The organism is Micromonospora halophytica (assembly GCF_900090245.1).
Taxonomy (GTDB): Bacteria; Actinomycetota; Actinomycetes; order Mycobacteriales; family Micromonosporaceae; genus Micromonospora; species Micromonospora halophytica.
The window spans coordinates 486,306-506,931 of record NZ_FMDN01000002.1 but is presented as its reverse complement, the minus strand read 5'-3'; the positions used below and the strand labels follow the sequence as shown (position 1 = coordinate 506,931).

Annotated in this window: 20 protein-coding genes and 2 tRNA genes; 15 read left to right on the top strand and 7 right to left on the bottom strand. The window is 70.6% G+C overall.

All coding sequences use genetic code 11. The annotated features are described in order from the left end of the window. Positions 1 to 40: 40 nt before the first annotated feature. Entirely contained in the window at positions 41 to 433 is a 393-nt protein-coding gene (locus tag GA0070560_RS04995; protein WP_091291845.1) for a hypothetical protein, read from the bottom strand. Between the two features lie 307 nt (positions 434 to 740). Here GA0070560_RS04995 and GA0070560_RS04990 point away from each other — a divergent pair. From GA0070560_RS04990 to GA0070560_RS04975, 4 genes are all read left to right on the top strand, one after another. After that, positions 741 to 813 (top strand) — tRNA-Asn (locus tag GA0070560_RS04990). Positions 814 to 1,087: 274 nt separating this feature from the next. Continuing rightward, the gene (locus GA0070560_RS04985) at positions 1,088 to 3,214 is read left to right on the top strand and encodes an MMPL family transporter (RefSeq protein WP_091291991.1); all 2,127 of its coding nucleotides are present in this window, start codon (positions 1,088 to 1,090) and stop codon (positions 3,212 to 3,214) included. Beyond that, positions 3,204 to 4,445 carry an FAD-dependent oxidoreductase gene (locus tag GA0070560_RS04980; RefSeq protein ID WP_091291843.1) on the top strand — a complete coding sequence of 414 codons (1,242 nt, stop codon included), beginning with the start codon at positions 3,204 to 3,206 and terminating at the stop codon, positions 4,443 to 4,445. Before GA0070560_RS04985 ends, GA0070560_RS04980 begins: the two co-directional genes overlap by 11 nt. A 132-nt stretch (positions 4,446 to 4,577) precedes the next feature. Then, a tRNA-Ile gene (locus tag GA0070560_RS04975) sits at positions 4,578 to 4,651 on the top strand. A gap of 172 nt (positions 4,652 to 4,823) precedes the next feature. Here the strand turns inward: GA0070560_RS04975 and GA0070560_RS04970 are convergent. Both GA0070560_RS04970 and GA0070560_RS04965 read right to left on the bottom strand, forming a co-directional pair. Beyond that, entirely contained in the window at positions 4,824 to 5,198 is a 375-nt protein-coding gene (locus tag GA0070560_RS04970; protein WP_091291840.1) for a type II toxin-antitoxin system VapC family toxin, read from the bottom strand. Then, positions 5,195 to 5,449 (bottom strand): type II toxin-antitoxin system Phd/YefM family antitoxin, encoded by a 255-nt coding sequence (locus tag GA0070560_RS04965; RefSeq protein ID WP_091291989.1) that lies wholly within the window; start codon positions 5,447 to 5,449, stop codon positions 5,195 to 5,197. The genes GA0070560_RS04970 and GA0070560_RS04965 overlap by 4 nt, the downstream gene beginning before the upstream one ends. A 382-nt stretch (positions 5,450 to 5,831) precedes the next feature. On the opposite strand from GA0070560_RS04965, the gene GA0070560_RS04960 reads away from it, so the two are divergent. The 4 genes from GA0070560_RS04960 to GA0070560_RS04945 are packed head-to-tail and all read left to right on the top strand — an operon-like array spanning position 5,832 to position 8,132. Further along, entirely contained in the window at positions 5,832 to 6,179 is a 348-nt protein-coding gene (locus tag GA0070560_RS04960; RefSeq protein WP_091291838.1) for a PadR family transcriptional regulator, read from the top strand. Between the two features lie 2 nt (positions 6,180 to 6,181). Continuing rightward, entirely contained in the window at positions 6,182 to 6,562 is a 381-nt protein-coding gene (locus GA0070560_RS04955; RefSeq protein ID WP_091291835.1) for a DUF1048 domain-containing protein, read from the top strand. Further along, a complete protein-coding gene (locus tag GA0070560_RS04950; protein WP_170839278.1) occupies positions 6,559 to 7,371 on the top strand; it encodes an ABC transporter ATP-binding protein in 813 nt (270 codons plus the stop codon). Before GA0070560_RS04955 ends, GA0070560_RS04950 begins: the two co-directional genes overlap by 4 nt. Continuing rightward, positions 7,368 to 8,132 (top strand): ABC transporter permease, encoded by a 765-nt coding sequence (locus GA0070560_RS04945; RefSeq protein WP_091291833.1) that lies wholly within the window; start codon positions 7,368 to 7,370, stop codon positions 8,130 to 8,132. The genes GA0070560_RS04950 and GA0070560_RS04945 overlap by 4 nt, the downstream gene beginning before the upstream one ends. Before the next feature lie 139 nt (positions 8,133 to 8,271). Here GA0070560_RS04945 and GA0070560_RS04940 read toward each other — a convergent pair whose 3' ends face one another. Together GA0070560_RS04940 and GA0070560_RS04935 are read right to left on the bottom strand one after the other, a co-directional pair. Further along, positions 8,272 to 8,814 carry an alpha/beta fold hydrolase gene (locus GA0070560_RS04940; RefSeq protein WP_091291830.1) on the bottom strand — a complete coding sequence of 181 codons (543 nt, stop codon included), beginning with the start codon at positions 8,812 to 8,814 and terminating at the stop codon, positions 8,272 to 8,274. Positions 8,815 to 8,889: 75 nt separating this feature from the next. After that, positions 8,890 to 9,810 carry an acetyltransferase gene (locus tag GA0070560_RS04935; RefSeq protein WP_091291827.1) on the bottom strand — a complete coding sequence of 307 codons (921 nt, stop codon included), beginning with the start codon at positions 9,808 to 9,810 and terminating at the stop codon, positions 8,890 to 8,892. Between the two features lie 561 nt (positions 9,811 to 10,371). On the opposite strand from GA0070560_RS04935, the gene GA0070560_RS04930 reads away from it, so the two are divergent. The 7 genes from GA0070560_RS04930 to GA0070560_RS04900 all read left to right on the top strand — a co-directional run bounded on the left by GA0070560_RS04930 (position 10,372) and on the right by GA0070560_RS04900 (position 17,797). Then, positions 10,372 to 12,696, top strand: a complete 2,325-nt coding sequence (locus GA0070560_RS04930; RefSeq protein ID WP_091291825.1) for an isoamylase — start codon at positions 10,372 to 10,374, stop codon at positions 12,694 to 12,696. A 472-nt stretch (positions 12,697 to 13,168) separates the two neighbouring features. Beyond that, complete coding sequence (locus GA0070560_RS04925; protein ID WP_170839277.1) at positions 13,169 to 14,020, top strand: esterase/lipase family protein; 852 nt, start codon at positions 13,169 to 13,171, stop codon at positions 14,018 to 14,020. Positions 14,021 to 14,190: 170 nt separating this feature from the next. Then, complete coding sequence (locus GA0070560_RS04920) at positions 14,191 to 14,928, top strand: lytic polysaccharide monooxygenase (RefSeq protein ID WP_091291821.1); 738 nt, start codon at positions 14,191 to 14,193, stop codon at positions 14,926 to 14,928. Positions 14,929 to 15,002: 74 nt separating this feature from the next. Then, positions 15,003 to 15,584, top strand: coding sequence for a DUF305 domain-containing protein (locus GA0070560_RS04915; protein WP_091291985.1), 582 nt, complete (start codon positions 15,003 to 15,005; stop codon positions 15,582 to 15,584). A gap of 88 nt (positions 15,585 to 15,672) precedes the next feature. Beyond that, on the top strand, positions 15,673 to 16,068 hold the full coding sequence (locus GA0070560_RS04910; RefSeq protein ID WP_245675357.1) for a hypothetical protein: 396 nt from the start codon (positions 15,673 to 15,675) through the stop codon (positions 16,066 to 16,068). A gap of 422 nt (positions 16,069 to 16,490) precedes the next feature. After that, positions 16,491 to 16,760 carry a hypothetical protein gene (locus GA0070560_RS04905; RefSeq protein ID WP_091291819.1) on the top strand — a complete coding sequence of 90 codons (270 nt, stop codon included), beginning with the start codon at positions 16,491 to 16,493 and terminating at the stop codon, positions 16,758 to 16,760. Continuing rightward, positions 16,760 to 17,797: a hypothetical protein gene (locus GA0070560_RS04900; protein WP_091291817.1), complete on the top strand. Its 1,038-nt coding sequence runs from the start codon at positions 16,760 to 16,762 to the stop codon at positions 17,795 to 17,797. The genes GA0070560_RS04905 and GA0070560_RS04900 overlap by 1 nt, the downstream gene beginning before the upstream one ends. A gap of 73 nt (positions 17,798 to 17,870) precedes the next feature. Here GA0070560_RS04900 and GA0070560_RS04895 read toward each other — a convergent pair whose 3' ends face one another. Then, entirely contained in the window at positions 17,871 to 18,152 is a 282-nt protein-coding gene (locus tag GA0070560_RS04895) for an ArsR/SmtB family transcription factor (RefSeq protein WP_091291815.1), read from the bottom strand. A 72-nt stretch (positions 18,153 to 18,224) separates the two neighbouring features. Continuing rightward, complete coding sequence (locus GA0070560_RS04890; protein WP_091291811.1) at positions 18,225 to 20,432, bottom strand: carbohydrate-binding module family 20 domain-containing protein; 2,208 nt, start codon at positions 20,430 to 20,432, stop codon at positions 18,225 to 18,227. Positions 20,433 to 20,626: the final 194 nt, after the last annotated feature.

The following is a 20,626-nucleotide window of genomic DNA, read 5'->3' as shown; positions in this document are numbered from 1 at the left end:
GGTCGCCAGACGGCGACCGGCCCGAGCGGTGTACGGACGATCAGATGGTGCTGCCGTTGGTGCCCGTTCCGGGCGCCTTGGGCTTCGGGGTGCTGGCCGACGAGCTGCTGGAGCTGGTCGAACCGGTGCTGCTGGTCTTGGCGCCGACGGTGGCCGGGGTGCCCGCGAAGGCGTCGTCCGCCGCGGTCAGACCCGGCTTGCTGCCGTTGCCACCCAGCTTCTCGCCCAGCTTGGACTGGCCGAGCTTGTCCTTGCCCTCCGAGTAGAGCCGGGTCGCCTGGGCCTGCGCGACACCCGCCGCCTCCTGGACGGTCGGGTGGTCGAGCACCTTACGGCCCCGGACGACCAGCTCCTCGTACTTCTCCCGGCCGGCACGGGCGCCCAGGACGAAGCCCGCAGCCAGCCCGCCAAGAAACATGATCTTTCCGCGCATGGCGGCTCCTTCCGTACCTGACGCTCCGCCGTTCCCGTCCGGAGGTCCCGGACCGGTCCGACCTGTTCGCGCCTGCGTCCTCTGTCGGCAGCTAACTACCCATCCTGCTCCGCGCTCATACCTGGTTGTGCCGGGATGGCGAATTGTCCGTATTATTCCGTGTGGCGGCGATGCGGCGGCGACGTTTCGCCGATCGTGGCGACGGCGGAATGTCGTGGGGAACCCCCTGGACCGAACCCCCGGGGAGTCCTGTACTCTTATGCCGTCGCCGAGCGCCGGAGAGATCCGCCAGCGAGGTGGCAAGCGGTCCCCCGTAGCTCAATTGGCAGAGCAGCCGGCTGTTAACCGGCAGGTTTTTGGTTCGAGTCCAAACGGGGGAGCTCAGCTCCACAGCGCGCCCGCCGGCCCACGCCGGCGGGCGTTTCTCGTGTCCGGCCTTCCACCGCCGATCCGCTCCGCCGCGCCGGCAGGTTCACCCGGAGGTGTCGGCCCGCAGCGGTCGGCGGCCACCCGCGGGTTCCGTCCACCCGTCTCCGGCCAGGGGTCGGCTGGGTGGTTTCCGCCCCGCCGGGCGTCCTCGGCCGGCAGGATGGTCGATGTCGACTTGGACTCCCGCTGCGTCGATTGATGCGTCGATTCAAGGGACGGGTGGAGATGGCCGGAGGACGGAGCCGTTGGACGGCCACGCTGGTCGCGGTGGCGGTCGTGCTGGGCTGGCTGGTCGTCGGCGGGATCGCGGGGCCGTACTCCGGCAGGCTGGGCGAGGTCGCGACCAACGACAACGCCTCGTTCCTGCCCACCGACGCCGGGGCGACCCGGGCCCAGGACCTCGCCGCCGGCTTCGTCGAGAAGCCGACCACACCCGCCCTGGTGGTCTACGAGCGCCCCACCGGCATCACCGAGGCCGACCGGCAGCGGGTCGCCGCCGACGCTGCCCGGTTCGCCCAGGTGCGGGGGGTGGTCGGCCCGCTGCCACCGCCGATCCCCAGCCAGGACGGCCAGGCACTCCAGGTGGTCGTCCCGATCGACGACTCCGAGGGCGAACAGATCAGCCGGGTGGTCGAGGAACTGCGCGGCGTCGCCGGCGACGACCGGGACGGGCTCACCGTCGACGTCACCGGCCCGGCCGGGCTGCTCGCCGACCTGATCGAGGTGTTCACCGCGATCGACGGGCCGCTGCTGCTGGTCACCCTCGTCGTGGTGCTGGTCATCCTGCTCGTCGTCTACCGCAGCCCGGTGCTCTGGATCTTCCCGCTGCTCGCCGCGGGAACGTCGTACGCGTTGGCGTCGGTCTTCGTGCACCACCTCGCGCGCAACGACGTGATCAAGCTGAACGGGCAGGCGCAGGGCATCCTCACCGTGCTGGTCTTCGGCGCGGGCACCGACTACGCGCTGCTGCTGATCGCCCGGTACCGGGAGGAGCTGCACCGGCACGAGCGCCCCTGGGACGCGATGAGGACCGCCTGGAAGGGCGCCGCCCCGGCGATCGTCGCCTCCGGGGCCACCGTCATCGTCAGCCTGCTCTGCCTGCTGCTGTCCAGCCTGAACTCCAACCGGGCGCTCGGCCCGGTCGCCGCCATCGGCATCGCCGCCACCCTGCTGGTCATGCTCACCTTCCTGCCGGCGCTGCTGGTGCTCGGCGGTCGGTGGGCGTTCTGGCCGCGCCGGCCCGAGGCCGACCGGGCCGACCCGCGGACCGAACACGGCATCTGGAGCCGGATCGCCCGCTTCGTCGCCCACCGCGCCCGCCCGGTCTGGATCGTGACCACGGTGGCGCTGGCCCTGCTCACCCTCGGCGTCACCCAGCTCGGCGCCACCACCCTCGGCCAGTCCGACCTGTTCACCACCCGCACCGACTCCGTCGCCGGGCAGGAGGTGATCGCCCGGCACTATCCGGCCGGCACCGGCAGCCCGGCCACCATCTTCACCCGGCAGGAGACCGCGCAGGAGGTGGCCCGGGCAGCGCAGGGCGTCCCCGGGGTCGCCGCCGTCCGCCCGGTCAGCCAGGGCGACCGGACCGGGCCGCCGGACCCGGACGCGCCACCGAAGGTCGTCGACGGCCTGGTGCAGCTGGAGGCGACCCTGGCCGACCCGCCGGACAGCGACGGCGCGGAGCGCACCATCCGGGAGCTGCGCGAGGCGGTGCACCGGGTGCCCGGCGCAGACCCGGTCGTCGGCGGGTTCACCGCGATCAACGTGGACACCTCCGACGCGTCCACCCGGGACCGCAACGTGATCATCCCGGTGGTGCTGGTGGTGATCGCCGTCATCCTGGCCCTGCTGCTACGCGCCGTGGTCGCCCCGGTGCTGCTCATCGCGACCGTGGTGCTGTCCTTCCTGGCCACGCTCGGGCTCTGCGCGCTGATCTTCCGGTACGTCTTCGACTTCCCCGGGGTCGACGCGTCCTTCCCGCTCTTCGCGTTCGTCTTCCTGGTCGCCCTCGGCATCGACTACAACATCTTCCTGATGAGCCGGGTCCGCGAGGAGACGGTCAAGCGGGGCACCCGGGCCGGGGTGCTGGCCGGCCTCGCCGTCACCGGCGGCGTGATCACCTCCGCCGGCATCGTGCTCGCCGCGACCTTCTCCGCGCTCGCCGTACTGCCGCTGGTGGTGCTGGTGGAGCTCGGGGTGGCGGTGGCGGTCGGCGTACTGCTGGACACCATCGTGGTCCGCTCGCTGCTGGTGCCCGCGCTGTCGTACGACATCGGGCCGAAGGTCTGGTGGCCCAGTCGGCTGTCCCGCGCGGCCCGGACCCCGACGGAGGCCGGCGATGCTCGCTGAGACGGACGTCGTCATCGTCGGCGGCGGCCTCGCCGGGCTCGCCGCCGCCCGCCGACTGCACCGCGCCGGCGTGCCCTGGCGGCTGCTGGAGGCCGGCGACCGGCTCGGTGGCCGGGTCGCCACCGACGCCGTCGACGGCTACCTGCTCGACCGCGGCTTCCAGGTGCTCAACACCGCCTACCCTCGGCTGGGCACCCTGCTCGACCTGGACACCCTCGACCTGGGCTGGTTCACCTCCGGGGTGCTGCTGCGGCGCGGCGACCGGCTCGACCGGCTGGTCAACCCGCTGCGCGAACCCGGCGGCGCACCCGGCACCGCGCTGGCCGGCGTCGGCTCGCTGCTCGACCGGCTGCGCTTCGCCACCCTCGCCGCCGGCTGCGCCACCCTGCCGAAGAGCCGGCTGCTCACCGCCCCGGAGACCACCAGCGAAGCCGCGCTGCGCCGGGCCGGACTCTCCGACACCATCGTCGAGGAACTGCTGCGGCCGTTCCTCTCCGGCGTCCTCATCGACCGGGAGCTGGAAACCTCCAGCCGTGTGCTGGCGATGATCCTGCGCTCCTTCGCGCGCGGCCGGATCGGTCTGCCGGCGCGGGGCATGGGTGCGCTGCCCGCCGCCGTCGCCGCCCCGCTGCCGGCCGAACTGATCACCCTGAACACCCCGGTCGCCGAGGTCGCGCCCCGTCGGGTCCGCACCCGGGCCGGTGACATCGCCTGCCGCGCCGTCGTGGTCGCCGTCGACCCGCCGGCGGCGGGCACCCTGCTGCCGACCCTGGCCGGGGTACGCATGCACAGCTACACCACCTACTACCACTCGGCGCCGCAGGCGCCGCTGGACGAGTCGATCCTGCTGCTCGACGGGGACCGCCGGGAACTCGTCGCCAACACCGTGGTCGTCAGCAACGCCGCGCCCGGCTACGCGCCCGCCGGGCGGCACCTGATCGCCACCTCGGTGGTCGGCCCGTCCGCCCCGCCCGAGCCGGTGATCCGGCGTGAGCTGGAACGGCTCTACGCACGCTCCACCGCGGACTGGGAACACCTCACCACCGTCGCAGTCCCCGACGCGCTGCCCGCCGCGCCGCCCCCGCAGGGGCGGCTGCGCAAGCCGGTGGCCCTCGGCGACGGCCTCTTCGTGGCCGGCGACCACCGGGACAGCCCGTCGATCCAGGGCGCGCTGGCCAGCGGCTGGCGTACGGCCGCAGCGGTGATCGCGCAGCTACGCGCGCCGGGGTGATCGCGAGGCGCCCCCGGCGGCTGCTGACTGTTATCCTCGCGTAGCCCATCGTGCTGGCACACGGGTGATCGTTCGTGCCGGTTCGGTGGTGGCCGGTGATCCGTCGCGCGGGTTACGATCCGGCGCGGCATCGGGGCGGTAGCTCAGCCGGTTAGAGCAGGGGACTCATAATCCCTCGGTCGCGGGTTCGAGTCCCGCCCGCCCCACTCGAAACGGATACCCAGACGGAGGAGTTCGAGGTCCGGGTAGTCGCAGGCGGTGGCCGGTACTCCGGCAGCACCGCACGGCCCGAGCCTGACCCCCACTGCATGCAGTTCGGCGACGGGCGACGCAGGTCTCCGGACGGATTCCGGGCGCGTGCCGGGACGAGCCGTCCGATCACACCTTGAGGACGTCCACGTCGTACAGCGCTATCGACGCGTCGCGAGTGGCCAGGGTCAGACTCTCGGTGATCGCCTGTGCCACGAGGATGCGGTCGAAGGGATCGCGGTGGTGGGGTGGCAGGCGGCCGGCGGCGATGGCGTGGGCATGGGTCACCGGGAGCTCACGGAAGCCCATGTCCCTTACCCGCTCGGCGAGGTCAGGGGGTCCCGCAAGCTTCCCCACGCTCTGTTTGATGGTGATCTCCCACAGACTGACCGGGGAGAGAAAGATGTCTGGCTCGTGGCGTAGCTGGTCGAGAAACTCGGTGTCGAGGGTCGCATCGCCGGTGATGGCCCAGAGCGCGACGTGGGTGTCCAGTAGCAGGGTCATGCGCCGATGCCGAAGTCGGCGGCGATCTCGGCGTTGGTCTGGGGGGAGTCCCAGTCGCCTGAGAGGTCCAGTTGCCCGGCGAGGGAGCCGACTGCGGTGCGGTTGGCCCGTCGCACAAGCGGCACCACCTTCGCCACCGGGGTGCCCGCCCGGTCGATGATGATCTCTTCGCCGCGTTCCACCCGTTCGATGATGCGCGACAGGTGGGTCTTGGCCTCATGCATGTTGTAGTGCGCGGCTTCAGCCGACATCATTCGACCTCCTCGTTAGCTAGTAGCTTAGCCAACTGGACCCGATGTCGTCACCGGTGTACCGAGTGAGCTGGGCAAACTCATCGGTAACGGATTTGCCGGGGATCGTGGCGGTGTGGTTCGCATGGTGGCACCTCCGGCCCACCGGCCTTTCCCTGGTTGACCTCGGTCCCGAGCGCGGCCATCCGTACCGTCAGGCGGTCGGTTGATGCCTGCGGCCACCGCACGTCTGCGTCTCCGAACTACGGGCGGAATCTCGGCAGCCCTCCAAGCCGGCTCCCACTGACTGGCCGGGCGGACGGTATTCAGCGTTGCTGTCTACCGGTACCTAGTGTTACTGTCTACCAGTAGTCAGCGTCGCTTGGTACTGAGGGGTGATGGCATGGGCAACCAGATGACAGAGATGCTGAAGGGCACTCTCGAAGGCATCGTCCTGGCGATCCTGGCCCGCAGATCCGCATACGGCTACGAGATCACCGCGTGGCTGCGCGACCGTGGGTTCTCGGACATCGCGGAAGGCACCATCTACGCCCTGCTCGTCCGCGTCGAGCAGCGCGGGTTCGTGGACGTGGAGAAGGTTCCCTCCGAAAAGGGGCCCCCGCGGAAGGTGTATTCGCTCAACGCGAAGGGGCGGGACCAACTCGCCGAGTTCTGGAGGACGTGGAGCGTCCTCGCGGAACGCATCGAGCAACTTCACCGCAACGACGACCACCACGACGAAGGAGCATGAGCATGGCCGCGAAGTGGATCGAGACGATCGTCGGGTCGCTCGAGCAGAAGAAGCAGTACAAGCACCACATGGCCCGGATCGAGGCCCTGCCGGAGCCCTGTCGCAGCGCGGCCAAGGCTCTTCAGCGGTACTTCATGTACCGCGGAGGGCTCCTCGACGGCGACACGCTCATCACGATGCTCGGTGACTTCGTCGACCTCTGGGAGCGTGCGGTCGCCGACGGAACGCCGGTCCGCGCAATCGTCGGCGACGACCCGGTCGAGTTCGCCGAGACGTTCCTGCAGGCGTACTCCGGCAGGCAGTGGATAGACAAGGAACGCGAGCGCCTCCGAAAGGCGATCGACATCGCCGCCGGCGCCAACGGCGAGGAATCGGGCGCATGACCACCATGATGCGCGACCCCGCGATCAGGGTGCGGGCCATCACGAAGTCCTACAAGGACCTGCATGTGCTGCGGGGCGTCGACTTCGACGTGGCAGCCGGGAGCATCTTCGCTCTGCTCGGCTCGAACGGCGCCGGAAAGACCACGCTGGTGCGGATCCTGTCGACGTTGCTGAAGGCGAACACCGGCACCGCGACCGTCCACGGCTTCGACGTCTCCTCGGCCCCGGGCGACGTGCGCAGGTCGATCAGCCTGACCGGCCAGTTCGCCGCAGTCGACGAAGTGCTCACCGGCCGGGAGAATCTGGTCCTGGTCGCGAAGCTCCGCCACCTGAAGAACCCGGGTGCGATCGCCGACGACATGCTCGCCCGTTTCTCGCTCGCTGATGCCGGGAACCGCCGGGCGGCGACGTACTCGGGCGGCATGCGTCGGCGGCTGGACATCGCGATGAGCCTTGTCGGCAACCCGCCGGTCGTGTTCCTCGACGAGCCGACCACCGGCCTCGACCCGCAGGCCCGCATCGAGGTCTGGCAGACGGTGAAGCAGCTCGCCAAGGACGGCACGACCATCCTGCTGACCACCCAGTACCTCGACGAGGCCGAGCAACTCGCCGACCGGATCGCGATCCTGCACAAAGGCACGATCATCCAGAACGGCACCCTCGCCGAGCTGAAGCAGCTCCTCCCGTCCGCCAAGGTCGAGTACGTCGAGAAGCAGCCGACCCTTGAGGACGTCTTCCTCGCCCTCGTCGGCGACACCAGTGACACCGTCGACAAGGCCGCCATGTCCGTAGGAGGGGAATCCCGATGACCGCCCACGTCCTCAGCGACACCGGAACCCTCACCGGCCGCTCCCTGCGTCACATCCTCCGCAGCCCGGACACCATCATCACCACAGCGGTCACCCCGGTCGCGCTGATGCTGCTCTTCGTGTACGTGCTGGGCGGAGCCATCAACACCGGATCCGACGAGTCGTACATCAACTACATGCTCCCGGGCATCCTGCTCATCACGATCGCATCCGGCATCGCCTACACGGCGTACCGCCTGTTCCTCGACATGCAGGGCGGCATCTTCGAGCGCTTCCAGTCGATGCCGATCCCACGGCCCTCGGTGCTCTGGGCGCATGTCCTGACCTCACTCGTCGCCAACCTGGCCTCGATCGTGATCGTCACAGGCGTCGCGCTGATCATGGGGTTCCGCACCGGCGCATCCGTGGCCGACTGGCTCGCCGTCGCCGGCATCCTGATCCTGTTCACCCTCGCCCTCACCTGGATCGCCGTGATAGCGGGCCTGTCCGCCAGGACCGTCGACGGTGCGAGCGCCTTCAGCTACCCGCTGATCTTTCTGCCCTTCATCAGCTCGGCCTTCGTCCCCACCGACTCGATGCCTGGCCCGGTCGCGTGGTTCGCCGAGAACCAGCCGGTGACGTCCATCGTGAACACTCTCCGCGCGCTGTTCGCGCAGCAACCCGTCGGCAACGACATCTGGATCGCCCTCGCCTGGTGCGCCGGCATCCTCGTGGCCGCCTACGCCGCCGCGACAGCGATCTACCGAAGAAAGATCAGCTAGCCGATCGCAGGGGACAGCGCCGCATCCGCACGGATGCGGCGCTGTTCCCTGCGCAGTTCTGCCATCCCTTCCGGGGAGGCTGGACGGTCTACGACCGCCCGACGGGGAGATCCGCTTCCTGGTGCCGGCAACGACGCGGCTACGGCTGGCTCGGCCAGCCAATCGCGTCGAGGAACTCCTGTACGGCGACCACGACCCGACTGAGCACTGCGATCGACTCGGTGAGTGGGCCGGGTACGTACATGCCGTGATCGGCGCCTTCCACCTCCAGCACGTGGGGTGACAGCCGGCGGGCCAGGTCACCGTCCCAGAGTTTGTCGGCGGTGCCACCCACGAGCAGGAACGGCGCGGTCGCGCGGCCCAGGGCGTCCGCCACCCACGGCAGGGTGAGCAGGGGCGTGAGCCACACGGCGGGCAAGGATCGTTCGGCGGCGACCGCTGCCGCGTTCGTGCCGAGCGACTTGCCGATCAGCAATGGGCGACCGTCAGTGGTGTCGATCAACGGAGCGATCTCCCCGCCGACCCAGCCCTCGATTCCCGGCTGATCAAGCTTCGGAAACTCCCGGGACCACGAGTAGCGGTGCACTGTCGCGCCCCGCTGCGCCGCCACGTCGCCGGCATACATCAGCAGGGGAGCACCCGGTCCGAACCAGGCACCGGGAATCACGACAGCGTCAGCCATGCGGACGACCTTACCTACCGGTCAGGACCGGTCCGGCGTGCCGACCAGCGTCCACGCTGGTCGGCACGCCGATGCTCAGCCGGGCGTGACGACGGAACCGGACGGCGTACCGGCGGCGGGTTCGAAGAGGACCCGGGACCGCAACCGTCGGAACCCGGTCCGTTCCAGTTCCGCCAGCACCACCACCCGGTGGGCGTCCACGTCGGCCAGCACCTCTCGGGCGCCGCCGGTGGCCAGTACCCGCACCACCTCGGCCAGCAGCTCGCCTCGGACGGCTTCGTCGAGCAGGCCGAGGTAGGCAATGAGCGGGTAGCACGCATCCCCGGCCGTGCCGACCAGGCCGACCGGCTCCCCGGCGTCTGTCGCGATGCGCCAAGCTTCGGTCGGGCCGTTCAGCCAGGCCAGTGGGTCGGTCGCCAGGTCCACTCCGCCGACCGCCAGCGCGATCTCCTTGCCGGTGAGCACGTCCGGTTCGCTGATTCGGGCGACCATCGCGTTGATCTCCGCCGCGTCGGCGGCCGAACGGAAGGTGTAACGCCCGGAAGTCGTCGGCAGCGGTGTGCCCGTCCAGGAGAGCCTCACCCGCTCGCCGCGCTCGACCAGCCCGGCAAGGCGGGCCGCCGCCATCGGCGCCTCGACCACGGCGAGTACCTCCGGCCGGCGCCGCCAGTGTGCCGGCATGGCGGCGTAGTACCTGTGGGGACCGCCGAGTGCCTCGTGGGCGGCGCGCAGCAGCGCGGCACCCACCTCTGGCTCGGCGTCCAAGTCGAACCGTTCCAGCCAGGGGGCGCCGACCGCCCCCGGTGGGAGGAGCCAGGCCGCCCGGCCGATGACGCGACCGGCTCGCAGGGCGACCCAGGTGTTCTCGGGCCGGTAACCGCCACCGGCGATTCCGTCGGCGTAACTGACCTGCCGCAGTTGAGGCAGCGGATCGGGCATGGACTCGAAGAGATTCTCCTCGCCCGCGACGAGCGGACGGATGACCAGGTCGGTCATGGGTTGATCCTCCGGAAAGCGAACGCCCCGGCTCAGACCCGCGTGAACGCCGGGACGCGGGCGAGGCGCAGAACATCGGACATTGTTCTGACCTCCTCCCAGCTCGTCGGCGTGCCCGGAAAACTACTCGACCAGGTCGGCCTCCGCAACAAGCCCTCGGGTGCTGACGCCCGTCGTCAGCACCCACTGGCGGACGGCAGGCGTGACAGCCCTTGCCATGCCTGCAACAGGTTTCTGCTGCTTGCACCGCACGCCTCCGACCTGGACGGCTGGTCCGCCCTGATGATCGCTCACGTGGCCGTTCACTTCGATGTATTTAGATGGTAGCGTCTCGGAAACATTGCAAGTTCTTGCATTGATCAACGGTTGACGGATGGGCCCATCAGCCAACCTTCCTCGCACCACCCCCCGTCAGCGAGGAGGTCTTCCCCATGAACCCCGTCGTGTGCTCCATGCTGCCCGCTGCCGCCCTGGCTGCCGGCTTCGTGCCCGGCCGCGCCACTGTCCCGTGGGTCGCGGCGGCCGTCCCCCCACCCCACCGGCCAAGCTGAGGAACCTGCGATGACGACCCGACGCACGCCCCGACGCCTCGCCCTGGCCCTCGCCATGCTGCTCGGCCTGACCGGCATACCGTCCGCCGGCCTGGTCACCGCACCGCCGGCACGGGCCGCGATCGACGCCCAGGCCCTGGGCGCCCGCTACGACGGCACGGCCAGCACCATCACGTTCCGCGTCTACTCCGCCACGGCCACCCGGATCGCCGTCTACCTCTACAGCGCCGCCACCGGCGCCCAGGAGAAGGTCAGCTACGTGCTGACCGAGAACGGCAACGTCTTCTCCAGGACGGTCAACGTGACCGAACTGAACAGCCGCGGCATCACCGGCACCGTCTACTACGGCTACCGCGCCTGGGGCCCGAACTGGCCCTACCACACCAGTTGGACGAAGGGCTCGACCGCCGGGTTCGTCTCCGACGTCGACTCCGCCGGCAACCGGTTCAACCCCAACAAGCTGCTGCTCGACCCGTACGCCCGGGAGATCAGCCACGATCCGCGGACGCCGGGCCACACCGACCTGAGCAGCTACCGCTCCGGCGCGAACCGGGCGGTCGACACCGGCACGTTCGCCCCCAAGGGCATCGCCCTCACCGCGACCGCCGGCGGGTTCGGCACGAAGCCCACCCGTCCACTCAAGGACGACATCGTGTACGAGGTGCACGTACGCGGGCTGACCAGGAACGACACCACCATCGCGTCGGCCTACCGGGGCACCTACAAGGGCGCCGGCCTCAAGGCCGCCCACCTGGCGTCGTTGGGCGTGACGGCGGTGGAGTTCCTGCCGTTGCAGGAGACGCAGAACGACGCCAACGACGTCGACCCCACCAGTACCGCCGGTGACAACTACTGGGGGTACATGACGCTCAACTACTTCGCCCCCGACCGGCGCTACGCCTACGACAAGTCTCCCGGCGGACCCACCGCCGAGTTCAAGGCCATGGTCAAGGCCTTCCACGACGTCGGGATCAAGGTGCTCGTCGACGTGGTGTACAACCACACCGGCGAGGACGGGCCGCAGGGCGACAAGAACACCTACAACCTGTTCTCCTGGCGCGGCCTGGACAACCCCACCTACTACTCGCTGACCGGCGACCGGCAGAGCCCGTGGGACAACACCGGCGTCGGCGGCAACTACAACACCTTCAACCCCGTCGCGCAGAACCTCATCGTCGACTCCGTCGCGTACTGGAAGAACACGCTGGGCGTCGACGGCTTCCGGTTCGACCTGGCGTCCGTGCTGGGCAACACCTGCCAGCACGGGTGCTTCAACTACAGTCGGACCAACTCCGGCACCGCGCTCAACCGCCTCGTGGCGGAGATGCCGGCGCGGCCGGCCGGCGGCGGGTCCGGTGTCGACTGGATCGCCGAACCGTGGGCCATCGGCGGCAACAGCTACCAGGTCGGCAACTTCCCCGCCGGCTGGTCGGAGTGGAACGGCATCTACCGCGACACGCTCCGCCGGGACCAGAACAAGATGGGCGTCGACCAGGTCACCCCGGGCGACCTCGCGAACCGCTTCGCCGGCTCGTCCGACCTCTACGGCGACGACGGCAGGCGGCCGTGGAACTCGGTCAACTTCATGGTCGCCCACGACGGGTTCACCCTGAAGGACCTGTACTCCTGTGGCAGCAAGAACAACAACCAGCCGTGGCCGTACGGCCCGTCCGACGGTGGCTCCGACGACAACATCTCCTGGAACCAGGGCGGTGTGGCCGCCGACCAGCGCAGGGCGGCCCGCAACGGGCAGGCGTTCCTCATGCTGTCGGCCGGCACCCCGATGATGACCGGCGGCGACGAGTACCTGCGCAGCATGAACTGCAACAACAACCCGTACAACCTCGACTCCAGCGCCAACTGGCTGGGCTGGGCCCCTGACGCCGACCAGACGACCTTCCACACCTTCACCAAGCGGCTGATCGCCTTCCGCAAGGCGCACCCCGCCCTGCGACCGGTGAACTTCTACACCGCCACCGACACCAACGGCAACGGCCTCGGCCAGCTCGAATGGTTCACCCCGGCGGGCACGGCCCCGGACAGCACCTACTGGGGTAACGCGAACAACCATGCGCTGGCGTGGCGCATAGACGGAAGCGAGTTCGGCGACAGCGCCTCCGCGATCTACGTCGCCTACAACGGTTGGTCCGGCGACGTCAGCTTCACCCTGCCCGCGCCGCCCGCCGGCAGGCAGTGGTTCCGTGTCACCGACACCTCCACCTGGGCCGAGGGACCCGACCAGGTGGCCAACCCGGGCAACGAGGCTCTGATCGGCGGAGCCTCCACCGGCTACCTGCTGCGCGCACGAGGGCTGCTCCTGCTCGTCGCCAAGTAGCCCGTCCGACCAGGCGAACTCGAGGGTGGGGGAGGGGCTGGCCCTTCCCCGCCATCAGTTCGGGTGTCAATGAAAGCCGTATCGGCAACGGTTGACGGGAATGCGAATCAGGCGGCGGTGGTCGAGCAGCCGAGGAGCCGGTTGCGCAGCGTCACGAAGTCGTCTTCAGTGAGCCCCGCAAGCGGCGACGGCGCGAGCTGGGTGGTCGGCCCGGACCACCGCCCCGCGCCGGGTCTGGCCGCCGTTGGTGAGCCGGAGGTCACCGAGGTCGCGGGTCGCGGACGTCGAGGCAGCCCGCCCAGTCGTGGTCACGGAACTGGTCACCACGCATGATGACATCTGCCGGGATTGATCGGGTGCTGCCGGCAGCGGTCGTGGCTCATGCAGCGGGGTGCCACAATGCCGATCACCGTTCACGGCGGGCTCGCCGTGTGTGCGGATCCCCCCGGCTCACATGAACAAGGACGGACAGATGCGAAGAACGCTGGCGCTGCTCGCCACTCTGGTGCTCACCGGAGGGTTCACGCTCGTGGCGCAGACGCCGGCGCTCGCCGCCCCGGCGCGGGTCAACGGCGTGGCGAACCCGGTCATCTTCATCCATGGCTGGAGTCCCGACGGCAACGCGGACTGCGACGCATACTGGTCGGCCGTGACGCCCGTGTTCACGAACACGGGCTGGACGGGGGAACTGACGACGTTCGGCTACTACTCGGGTAACACGAACTGCGACATCAAGTACAACGGTGACACCACCACGACGTCGATCAAGACGGTGGGAAGAGCGCTGGCCAACGAGATCTACAACCGCTACTCGGCCAAGGGCGTGAAGGTCGACGTGGTCGGGCACTCCATGGGTGGGCTGGTGATCCGCTCCGCTCTCACCGAGGTGGCCAAGGGGACCACCGGCTACCCGCCCTATGTCTACGTCGAGGACGTCGTGACGCTGGGCACCCCGCACGGTGGTGCGAAGTTCGCCGGATGGTGCAGCCTCACGCTCTGGCTCCAGTGCAAGGAGATGCAGGCCGGCAGCAGCTTCCTGAACGGGCTGGCGGCCCGTCCGCAGTCGGCGATGGGGACCGACTGGACGGTGGTCTCGTCATTCGACGACGGAGACGTGGACGCCGCGTCCGGCATCGCCATGAGCGCCCAGCACAAGATCCAGTACGACGACGGCCTCGACCACACCGAACTGCGGACGGCGACGGGCAGCTACCTGGCGAGGTACTGGCACACCGCAACCGCCGACGGTTGGAGTTCCTGGGGCACCCGGGTCGGCCCCATCCGTTGGGCCAGGAACGCCTGCTACTACCAGACTTCCACCTGACCTCATCAGGCACCGGTGCGGGGCACGGCGGGTCGACCCGCCGTGCCCCGCACCGCTCTTGCCCGCCGGATGGCGGGACATCATCGACGGGGGTCTTTACTGTTAACAAGGTTTAATTTAACTTGGTGGGCATCTCCCGCAGCCAGCCGTCCCCCGAAGGAGCTGCCACCATGCGTCGAAGGATCACCATCCCGCTCGTGACGACCGGCGTCGTCGCGTCCACCCTGGCCGTCGCCGCGCCCGCCCAGGCGCACGGCTATGTCTCGTCCCCGCCCAGCCGGCAGGCGCTCTGCGCGCAGAACCGGGTGCCCGACTGCGGCCAGATCAAGTACGAGCCGCAGAGCGTCGAAGGTCCCAAGGGCCTGCGCAGCTGCCACGCCGGGATCCCCCAGTTCGCCGTGCTCAACGACGACAGTCGAGGCTGGCCGGCCACCTCCGTCGGCAGTTCGGTCACCTTCACCTGGGTCAACACCGCCCGGCACGCCACCAGCAACTGGGAGTACTGGATCGGCGGCACCCGGGTCGCGGTCGTCAACGGGGGCGGTCAGCAGCCCGGCGCGACCGTCTCGCACACCGTCAACCTGGGCGGGTTCTCCGGCCGGCAGAAGCTCCTCGCGATCTGGAACATCGCCGACACCGCCAACGCCTTCTACTCCTGCGTGGACCTCCAGATCGGCGGCGGTGGCCCGACACCCACGCCGACCCCGACCAGCCCGTCGCCCAGCCCGACCCCGACGGCCAGCCCGACCAGCACGCCGGCACCGGGCGGCACCTGGACCGCGGGCCGGTCCTACCAGGTCGGCGACCAGGTCACCTACAACGGCCTGACGTACCGCTGCCGGCAGGCGCACACCGCCATCGCCGGCTGGGAGCCGCCGAACGTGCCGGCGCTCTGGACCCAGGTCTGACCGTCCGGGTGCGGCCCACGCGCCCGGTGTGCCGCACCCGGACCCGATCCCGGCTCCCTGTGACGGAGGACGGCATGCAGCGCCTGATCGCCACCGCCCTGCTCGTGACCCTGCTCGCCACCGCCGGCTGCGCCGACGGGCCCGCGCCGTCGGCGCAGCCGGCGACCGCCTCGGGATCCGTCCCGGCCGCCGACGTCCCGACCAGCGGCATCGATGTGCTGTTCCTGACCATGATGGTGGCGCACACCGCAGAGACCCTGGAGATCGTCCGGCTCGGTCGGGCCCGGGCGACGGACGCCGACCTGCGTACCCTGGTCGCCGCGATCGAGGTGACCGAGACCGACGAGCTGGCCACGATGCGGGGCTGGCTGTCCGACGCCGGTCCCTCGGCGCAGGCCGCCGCCGCCCGGCACGACCACTCCGGGCACAGCGACGCACCGGCCGGACTGGCCCGCCTCCGCAAGGCCCCGGCCGGCCAGGTGGACCGGGTGCTGCTCGACGTGCTCGGCGCGCACCAGCGGACGGCGGCGGACCTGGCCCGGGCGCAGGTGCGGGCCGGCGTCAGCGAGCGGGTGCGTGACCTGGCCCGGCGGATCGAGCAGTCACGGACCGCCGAGGTCGAGCTGATGGCGACGTTGCCGGCCGCCCGGCGGTGAGCCCGGGCGAGGCGGGCCGCCGACCGCCGGGCCGGTCGTGAGTACGGGTGCTCAACCATCCGGCGGCCGCAGCGGGAAGGATCGAGGCGTGAACGACACCATGCGCACCCGTACCCTCCTCGGTGGACTGATCCTCGCGGCCGTGACGGTCGCGACCTGGGCGGCCTGGCTGAGCTGGGACACCGGCTACACGACGGACCCGGAGACCGGCGCGACCAGTGGCCCGTACTCGTGGTGGCAGGTGGCCGGCTGTGTGCTCACCCTGGCCGTGGTCGCCGCCGTCGCCGGGTGGCGGCTCAGCCCGTGGCTGGTGGTCCCGGTGATGACGGTGGCGTTCACCAGTGCCTGGGCGGGGCACGCCGCGGCCACCGACGACAGCGGGCTCTGGGCGGTGGGGGCGGCGCTCGTCCTGGTCGGCACGGCCACCGGGACCGCCCTGGTGAGCGTCCTCGCCCGCCTGGCACGCCGACACCGGGCCGGCTGACCCGCAATCGGCCGCCTCCGTCGGCGGCGCAACCAGGTGGCTGACAGTCCGGCAGTCGGATGGCCGACAAGACGTCGTACCCCTCGTCGGAGCATTGTTTATGCAGGTGGAGAGGCTGCGACGGCGGGCCACGTCCCATCCCTCCGGCCCCGGTGGCGGCCCCGTGCCGCCGCCGGACGCCGCACCGCCGAGCCCGGCCCCGACGCCGTCGGCGGACCCGGTCCCCGCCGGTCCGACCGCATGCGCGACCCGGCCGTGGCCCGGCCGACGCCCCCGGCACCCGCCGGCGGCGTCGCCCCGTCAGGACAAGGACGTCATCCCACCTCCGGTCGACGCCGTACCGAACGACGGCGGTCCCTGCCGGGATGACCGGACGCGCCGGCGGCTGCCCGCGCGCACGAGCAAGGAAGGAGGGGGCGGAGATGGCCGCTCCCACCGTCAGTGCCAGCCTCAACGCCTCGACCTACTCCCCGGGCGATCCGATGACGCTCACCCTCAGCTACGGCGACCCGGACACCCGGCCCGTCACCGTCACGATCGTGGTGACCGACGCCCAGGGCAACAGCAGCGCCCCGGTCAGCGTCACCGCCGTCATCGACCCGCTCACCGTCACCGTCAGCGACGACTCCGGGCGGACCTGGACCCGGATCTCCGACACCGGTGCGGTGGCCGTCTACCGGGCGGTGGCGTGATGCCCCGGGTCACTGTCACCGTCCGGGACTCCGGCGGGCGGACCGCGACCGCGACCGCCGACTACGCCATCGCCCCGCCGGTGCTGGGCGGCTACTACCTCTCCGGCAACGGCGACCCGACGGCCGACATGGCCGGCGGCAACTTCCGCTCGCTCACCCAGTACCGCAGCTTCGCCGACGGCTACCTCTTCCCCGGCTGGAACAAGCCCTGGCTGCTCACCCTCGGCCGCAACGGGTTCGCGATCAACATGGTGCTGGAGCTGAAGCACTACGGGGCCGCCAACACCGGCCCGCAGACCTTCACCGTGGACGGCGTCGGCTACACCGTCCCGGCGCCCGCGATGACCATCCAGCAGCGTCCGGGGACGACCTGGCCGAAGGCGTACGGGTACGGCCAGGTGCTCGCCGGCCTCTGCGACGGGCTCTTCGCCCGGGCGCTGTCGCAGTACCGCACCATGGGCTTCCCGGTGACCATCCAACTCGCCTCCGAGTTGGACACCGACCACGAGTTCGGCACCACCGAGTCGGGGGTGGCGTACGACTGGGCGGACTCCGACGCCCGTGCGGTGCAGGCGATGACCTACATCGTGAACTGGTTCAAGGCCCGCCCGCTTCCGGCCGGCACCACCTTCTCCGTCGGTTCGGGGGGCTTCGACCGGGCCTGCTTCCGGCGTACCCACCCGGAGTCGTTGATGTCCCGGCTGGACTTCCTGCAGTGGAACGTCTACGCCACCGACCCGGGCCACACCGCGCTGGCCCGGTTCCGCCGGACGAAGGACTGGGCGGTCGCCGACCTCGGGCCGGTGGCGCTCGCCCGCCCGGTGATCATCGCCGAGTGGGGGGTGCGGGTGGCCGAGTTCCCCGATCAGGCCGCCTGGATCGCCACGGTGCCCCCGGCCATCGCCCAGCTCAACGCCGAGCGGGGTCCCCGGATCGTGCGGACCAACTACTTCAACTCCGGCTGGGGGACCCTCTCGCCGAAGGCGACCGGGCTGGCCGCGCTGCGGGCGGCGTACGCGACGAAGCCGTACGGCTGAGCGGGCCGCGCTGACCGGCTCGCTCAGCCGTGCGGCCGGGCCGGGCCGCGGCCTCGCCGCAACCCGGCCCGGATCAGTCCGGGTGTTCCGCCCACAGCTCGCGGTACGGTTCCAGCCAGCCGTCCACGGCGCGCAGCGGGCTCGGGTCGATGCGGTAGATGCGCTGCTGCGCCGCCGTGCGGCAGGAGACGAAGCCGGCCTCGCGGAGCACCTTGAGGTGCTTGGAGACGGCCGGCTGGCTCATGCCCAGCGCGTCGACGAGTTCGCCGACGCTGTGCTCCGCGTGCCGGAGCGTGTCGAGGATCCGCCGCCGGGTCGGCTCGGCCAGGACGGCGAAGGCGTCGACGGACACCATCACGATAGGCCCCGCTGTTCATCCGCCTGCAAGGAATGCGGGGGCGGTCCCACGCGGGACCGCCCCTCGTCGTCAGCGCCAGGTGTCGGTGAGCGTCACCGCACCGGTCGCGGTGACCGTACGGTTCGCGCCGGACTCCCAGACCACGGTGCCGTCGTCGGCGCGCTTGACGTACTTGTAGGAGAAGCCGGTGCCGGCCGGCAGGGTCAGGCTCCCCGTCCAGGTCGGGTAGCTCGCCGCCGACAGCGGCAGGCCACGGGCCGGGTCCCAGCCGCCCAGGGCCGGGATGTCACCCACCACGACGACGTTCTGCCCCGGCACGGTCGACACGGTTGCCCGGAAGCTCACCGGCGCGGTGGCCGGGGTGCTCGCGGTCTGCTGGTTCCAGGTGACGTTGAGCGCGGTGCCGCCCGAGCCGCTGCGGTTCGGGTCGTTCTCCCAGACCACGCCGCCGTTGCCGACCTTGACCAGCTTCCACTCGAACGGGGTGCCGGCGGGCAGGTCCACCGAACCGGTCCAGGAGGGGTAGTCGGCGGCGGAGGTGGAGAGCTTCACCCCGTCGGCCGGGTTCCAGGCGCCGAGCTGCGGCAGTGAGCCGACGACGTACACCTCCTGGCCGGGGTCGGTCTGCACGGTGGCCGTAATGCGGGTCTGCCCGGCCGGCGCGGTCGTCGTCGGGGTCGGGGTCGGGGTCTCGTTCGGGTTCGGCGAGGGCGACGCGCTGGGCGACGGCGAGGCGGTCGGGGACGGCGAGGCGCCGTCGATCCGGGCGTCGACGTGCAGCGCCACCGCGCGGTCGGCGGGAATGCTGGTGGTGAAGGCGCCGCCGGCGACGGTCACCGTGCCGTCGGCGCAGACGCCGGTCCTCCGGTCGAAGGTGCCGCGGGCCACGTTGCAGTAGGTGCCGTTCGGCAGGGCGGTGGTGAAGGTACGGCTCCACGCGCTGCCGGTGGCGTTGAAGGCGGCGTACCCCTTGTCGCCCCGGGCGAAGCCGAGCCGGCCGGAGCCGTCGGTGACCACGTCGTCGATCCCGGTGCCGGCCACCGCGTTGCGGAACGAGGGCATCCCGGCGACCTGCTCGTCGCGGTGTTCGCAGATCCACTCGGCGCGGGCGCAGTCGGTCGCGTTCGTGGTGCCGTCGGCGCTGCTCGGCGGCCCTTGCGCGGTGACGGAGTCGAACGCGTAGCTGGACATCAGCTGTGGCCGGCCGTACGGGTGGGCCAGCATGAACGCGTCGGCCAGGTAGTAGCGCGCGCCGTTCTTGTACGTCAGCGTCGGGGTGGCCCGCTGGGTGTCGTGGTTGTCGATGAAGGTGATCGACTGCGCGCCGGTCAGCCCGCCGTGGTTCGGCATCGAGGCCAGCCCGGAGATGGTGCCGTTGCGGAAGGCCGAGGCGACCGACTGCTGGTAGTCGAAGTTGGTCACCGCGCCGAGGCCCGCGTACGAGGTGTACGGGGTGGTGGCGTCGCCGTACACCTCCTGGAAGATGTCCGGCCGGCCGCCGAAGCCCGGCACGTCGTGCAGCCGCTGGTAGATGTCGGCCAGCTCCGGCTCGGCCACGTGCTTGGCGGCGTCCACCCGGAAGCCGGCCACGCCGAGGTCGATCACCGCGTTCATGTACTTGGCGATCTTGCGGCGTACCTCGGGGTTGGCGGTGTCCAGGTCGGCGAGGTCGAGCAGTTCGCAGTCCTGCACCTCGTTCTTGCTGCCCCAGTTGCTGATCCGCCGGTAGCAGGAGGCGAAGTCGGCGTAGCCGTAGCTGTCGCCGGAGCCGTCGTCGAAGAGGTTGGGGTAGCTGTACTTCGAGTAGACGGTGCCGGCGCTGCCCGGGCCGTTGCCCTGCGAGCCGCTGCCGCTCATGTGGTTGAGCACCATGTCGACGTAGACCTTGACGCCCTGGTCCCGACACCGCTCGACCATGTCGACGAAGTCGGCCCTGGTGCCCCGGCGGGTCTTGTCCAGCCGGTACGACACCGGCTGGTAGTCCTGCCACCAGGGGTGGGTGGCGCCCTCGGCGTTGGCGATCACCACATGCTCCTGCGGTGGCGAGACCTGCACGCCACCCCAGCCGTCGGGGCCGAGGGTGGATTCGCACTCGTCGGCGATGGAGTCCCACCGCCACTGGAACAGGTGGACGATGGCGTCGCCGTTGGCGCGGACGGTGGGGGCGGCGGCGGCCGGTTGCGGGTCGGCCGCCGCGACGGTGGTGAGGGTGGTCGCGGCGAGGCCGACGGCCAGCGCGGCCGCCGGTACGGCGGCACGCGATCGGGGGAACCTCATGGAGCTCTCCTCGGGGGGACGGAGTGGGAGCGTTGCCACGCGGGGTGGAGTTTCCTGCAAGTTACGCAAGAAGTTTCGGGTTCCCGAGACGGTAACAGTGGCGAGGCTGATTGTGAACCGTGGATTTCCCCGTCTCCGCGTGGCGTAAAGTCGCCTGCGGGCATATGAAATGCGTGCAAGACTTTTCGACTCCC

Bases quoted from the DNA above. Each gene is read 5' to 3' on its own strand.
- GA0070560_RS04995 (WP_091291845.1), bottom strand. From the start codon at position 433: ATGCGCGGAAAGATCATGTTTCTTGGCGGGCTGGCTGCGGGCTTCGTC.
- GA0070560_RS04985 (WP_091291991.1), top strand. From the start codon at position 1,088: ATGGCCGGAGGACGGAGCCGTTGGACGGCCACGCTGGTCGCGGTGGCG.
- GA0070560_RS04980 (WP_091291843.1), top strand. From the start codon at position 3,204: ATGCTCGCTGAGACGGACGTCGTCATCGTCGGCGGCGGCCTCGCCGGG.
- GA0070560_RS04970 (WP_091291840.1), bottom strand. From the start codon at position 5,198: ATGACCCTGCTACTGGACACCCACGTCGCGCTCTGGGCCATCACCGGC.
- GA0070560_RS04965 (WP_091291989.1), bottom strand. From the start codon at position 5,449: ATGTCGGCTGAAGCCGCGCACTACAACATGCATGAGGCCAAGACCCAC.
- GA0070560_RS04960 (WP_091291838.1), top strand. From the start codon at position 5,832: ATGGGCAACCAGATGACAGAGATGCTGAAGGGCACTCTCGAAGGCATC.
- GA0070560_RS04955 (WP_091291835.1), top strand. From the start codon at position 6,182: ATGGCCGCGAAGTGGATCGAGACGATCGTCGGGTCGCTCGAGCAGAAG.
- GA0070560_RS04950 (WP_170839278.1), top strand. From the start codon at position 6,559: ATGACCACCATGATGCGCGACCCCGCGATCAGGGTGCGGGCCATCACG.
- GA0070560_RS04945 (WP_091291833.1), top strand. From the start codon at position 7,368: ATGACCGCCCACGTCCTCAGCGACACCGGAACCCTCACCGGCCGCTCC.
- GA0070560_RS04940 (WP_091291830.1), bottom strand. From the start codon at position 8,814: ATGGCTGACGCTGTCGTGATTCCCGGTGCCTGGTTCGGACCGGGTGCT.
- GA0070560_RS04935 (WP_091291827.1), bottom strand. From the start codon at position 9,810: ATGACCGACCTGGTCATCCGTCCGCTCGTCGCGGGCGAGGAGAATCTC.
- GA0070560_RS04930 (WP_091291825.1), top strand. From the start codon at position 10,372: ATGACGACCCGACGCACGCCCCGACGCCTCGCCCTGGCCCTCGCCATG.
- GA0070560_RS04925 (WP_170839277.1), top strand. From the start codon at position 13,169: ATGCGAAGAACGCTGGCGCTGCTCGCCACTCTGGTGCTCACCGGAGGG.
- GA0070560_RS04920 (WP_091291821.1), top strand. From the start codon at position 14,191: ATGCGTCGAAGGATCACCATCCCGCTCGTGACGACCGGCGTCGTCGCG.
- GA0070560_RS04915 (WP_091291985.1), top strand. From the start codon at position 15,003: ATGCAGCGCCTGATCGCCACCGCCCTGCTCGTGACCCTGCTCGCCACC.
- GA0070560_RS04905 (WP_091291819.1), top strand. From the start codon at position 16,491: ATGGCCGCTCCCACCGTCAGTGCCAGCCTCAACGCCTCGACCTACTCC.
- GA0070560_RS04900 (WP_091291817.1), top strand. From the start codon at position 16,760: ATGCCCCGGGTCACTGTCACCGTCCGGGACTCCGGCGGGCGGACCGCG.
- GA0070560_RS04895 (WP_091291815.1), bottom strand. From the start codon at position 18,152: ATGGTGTCCGTCGACGCCTTCGCCGTCCTGGCCGAGCCGACCCGGCGG.
- GA0070560_RS04890 (WP_091291811.1), bottom strand. From the start codon at position 20,432: ATGAGGTTCCCCCGATCGCGTGCCGCCGTACCGGCGGCCGCGCTGGCC.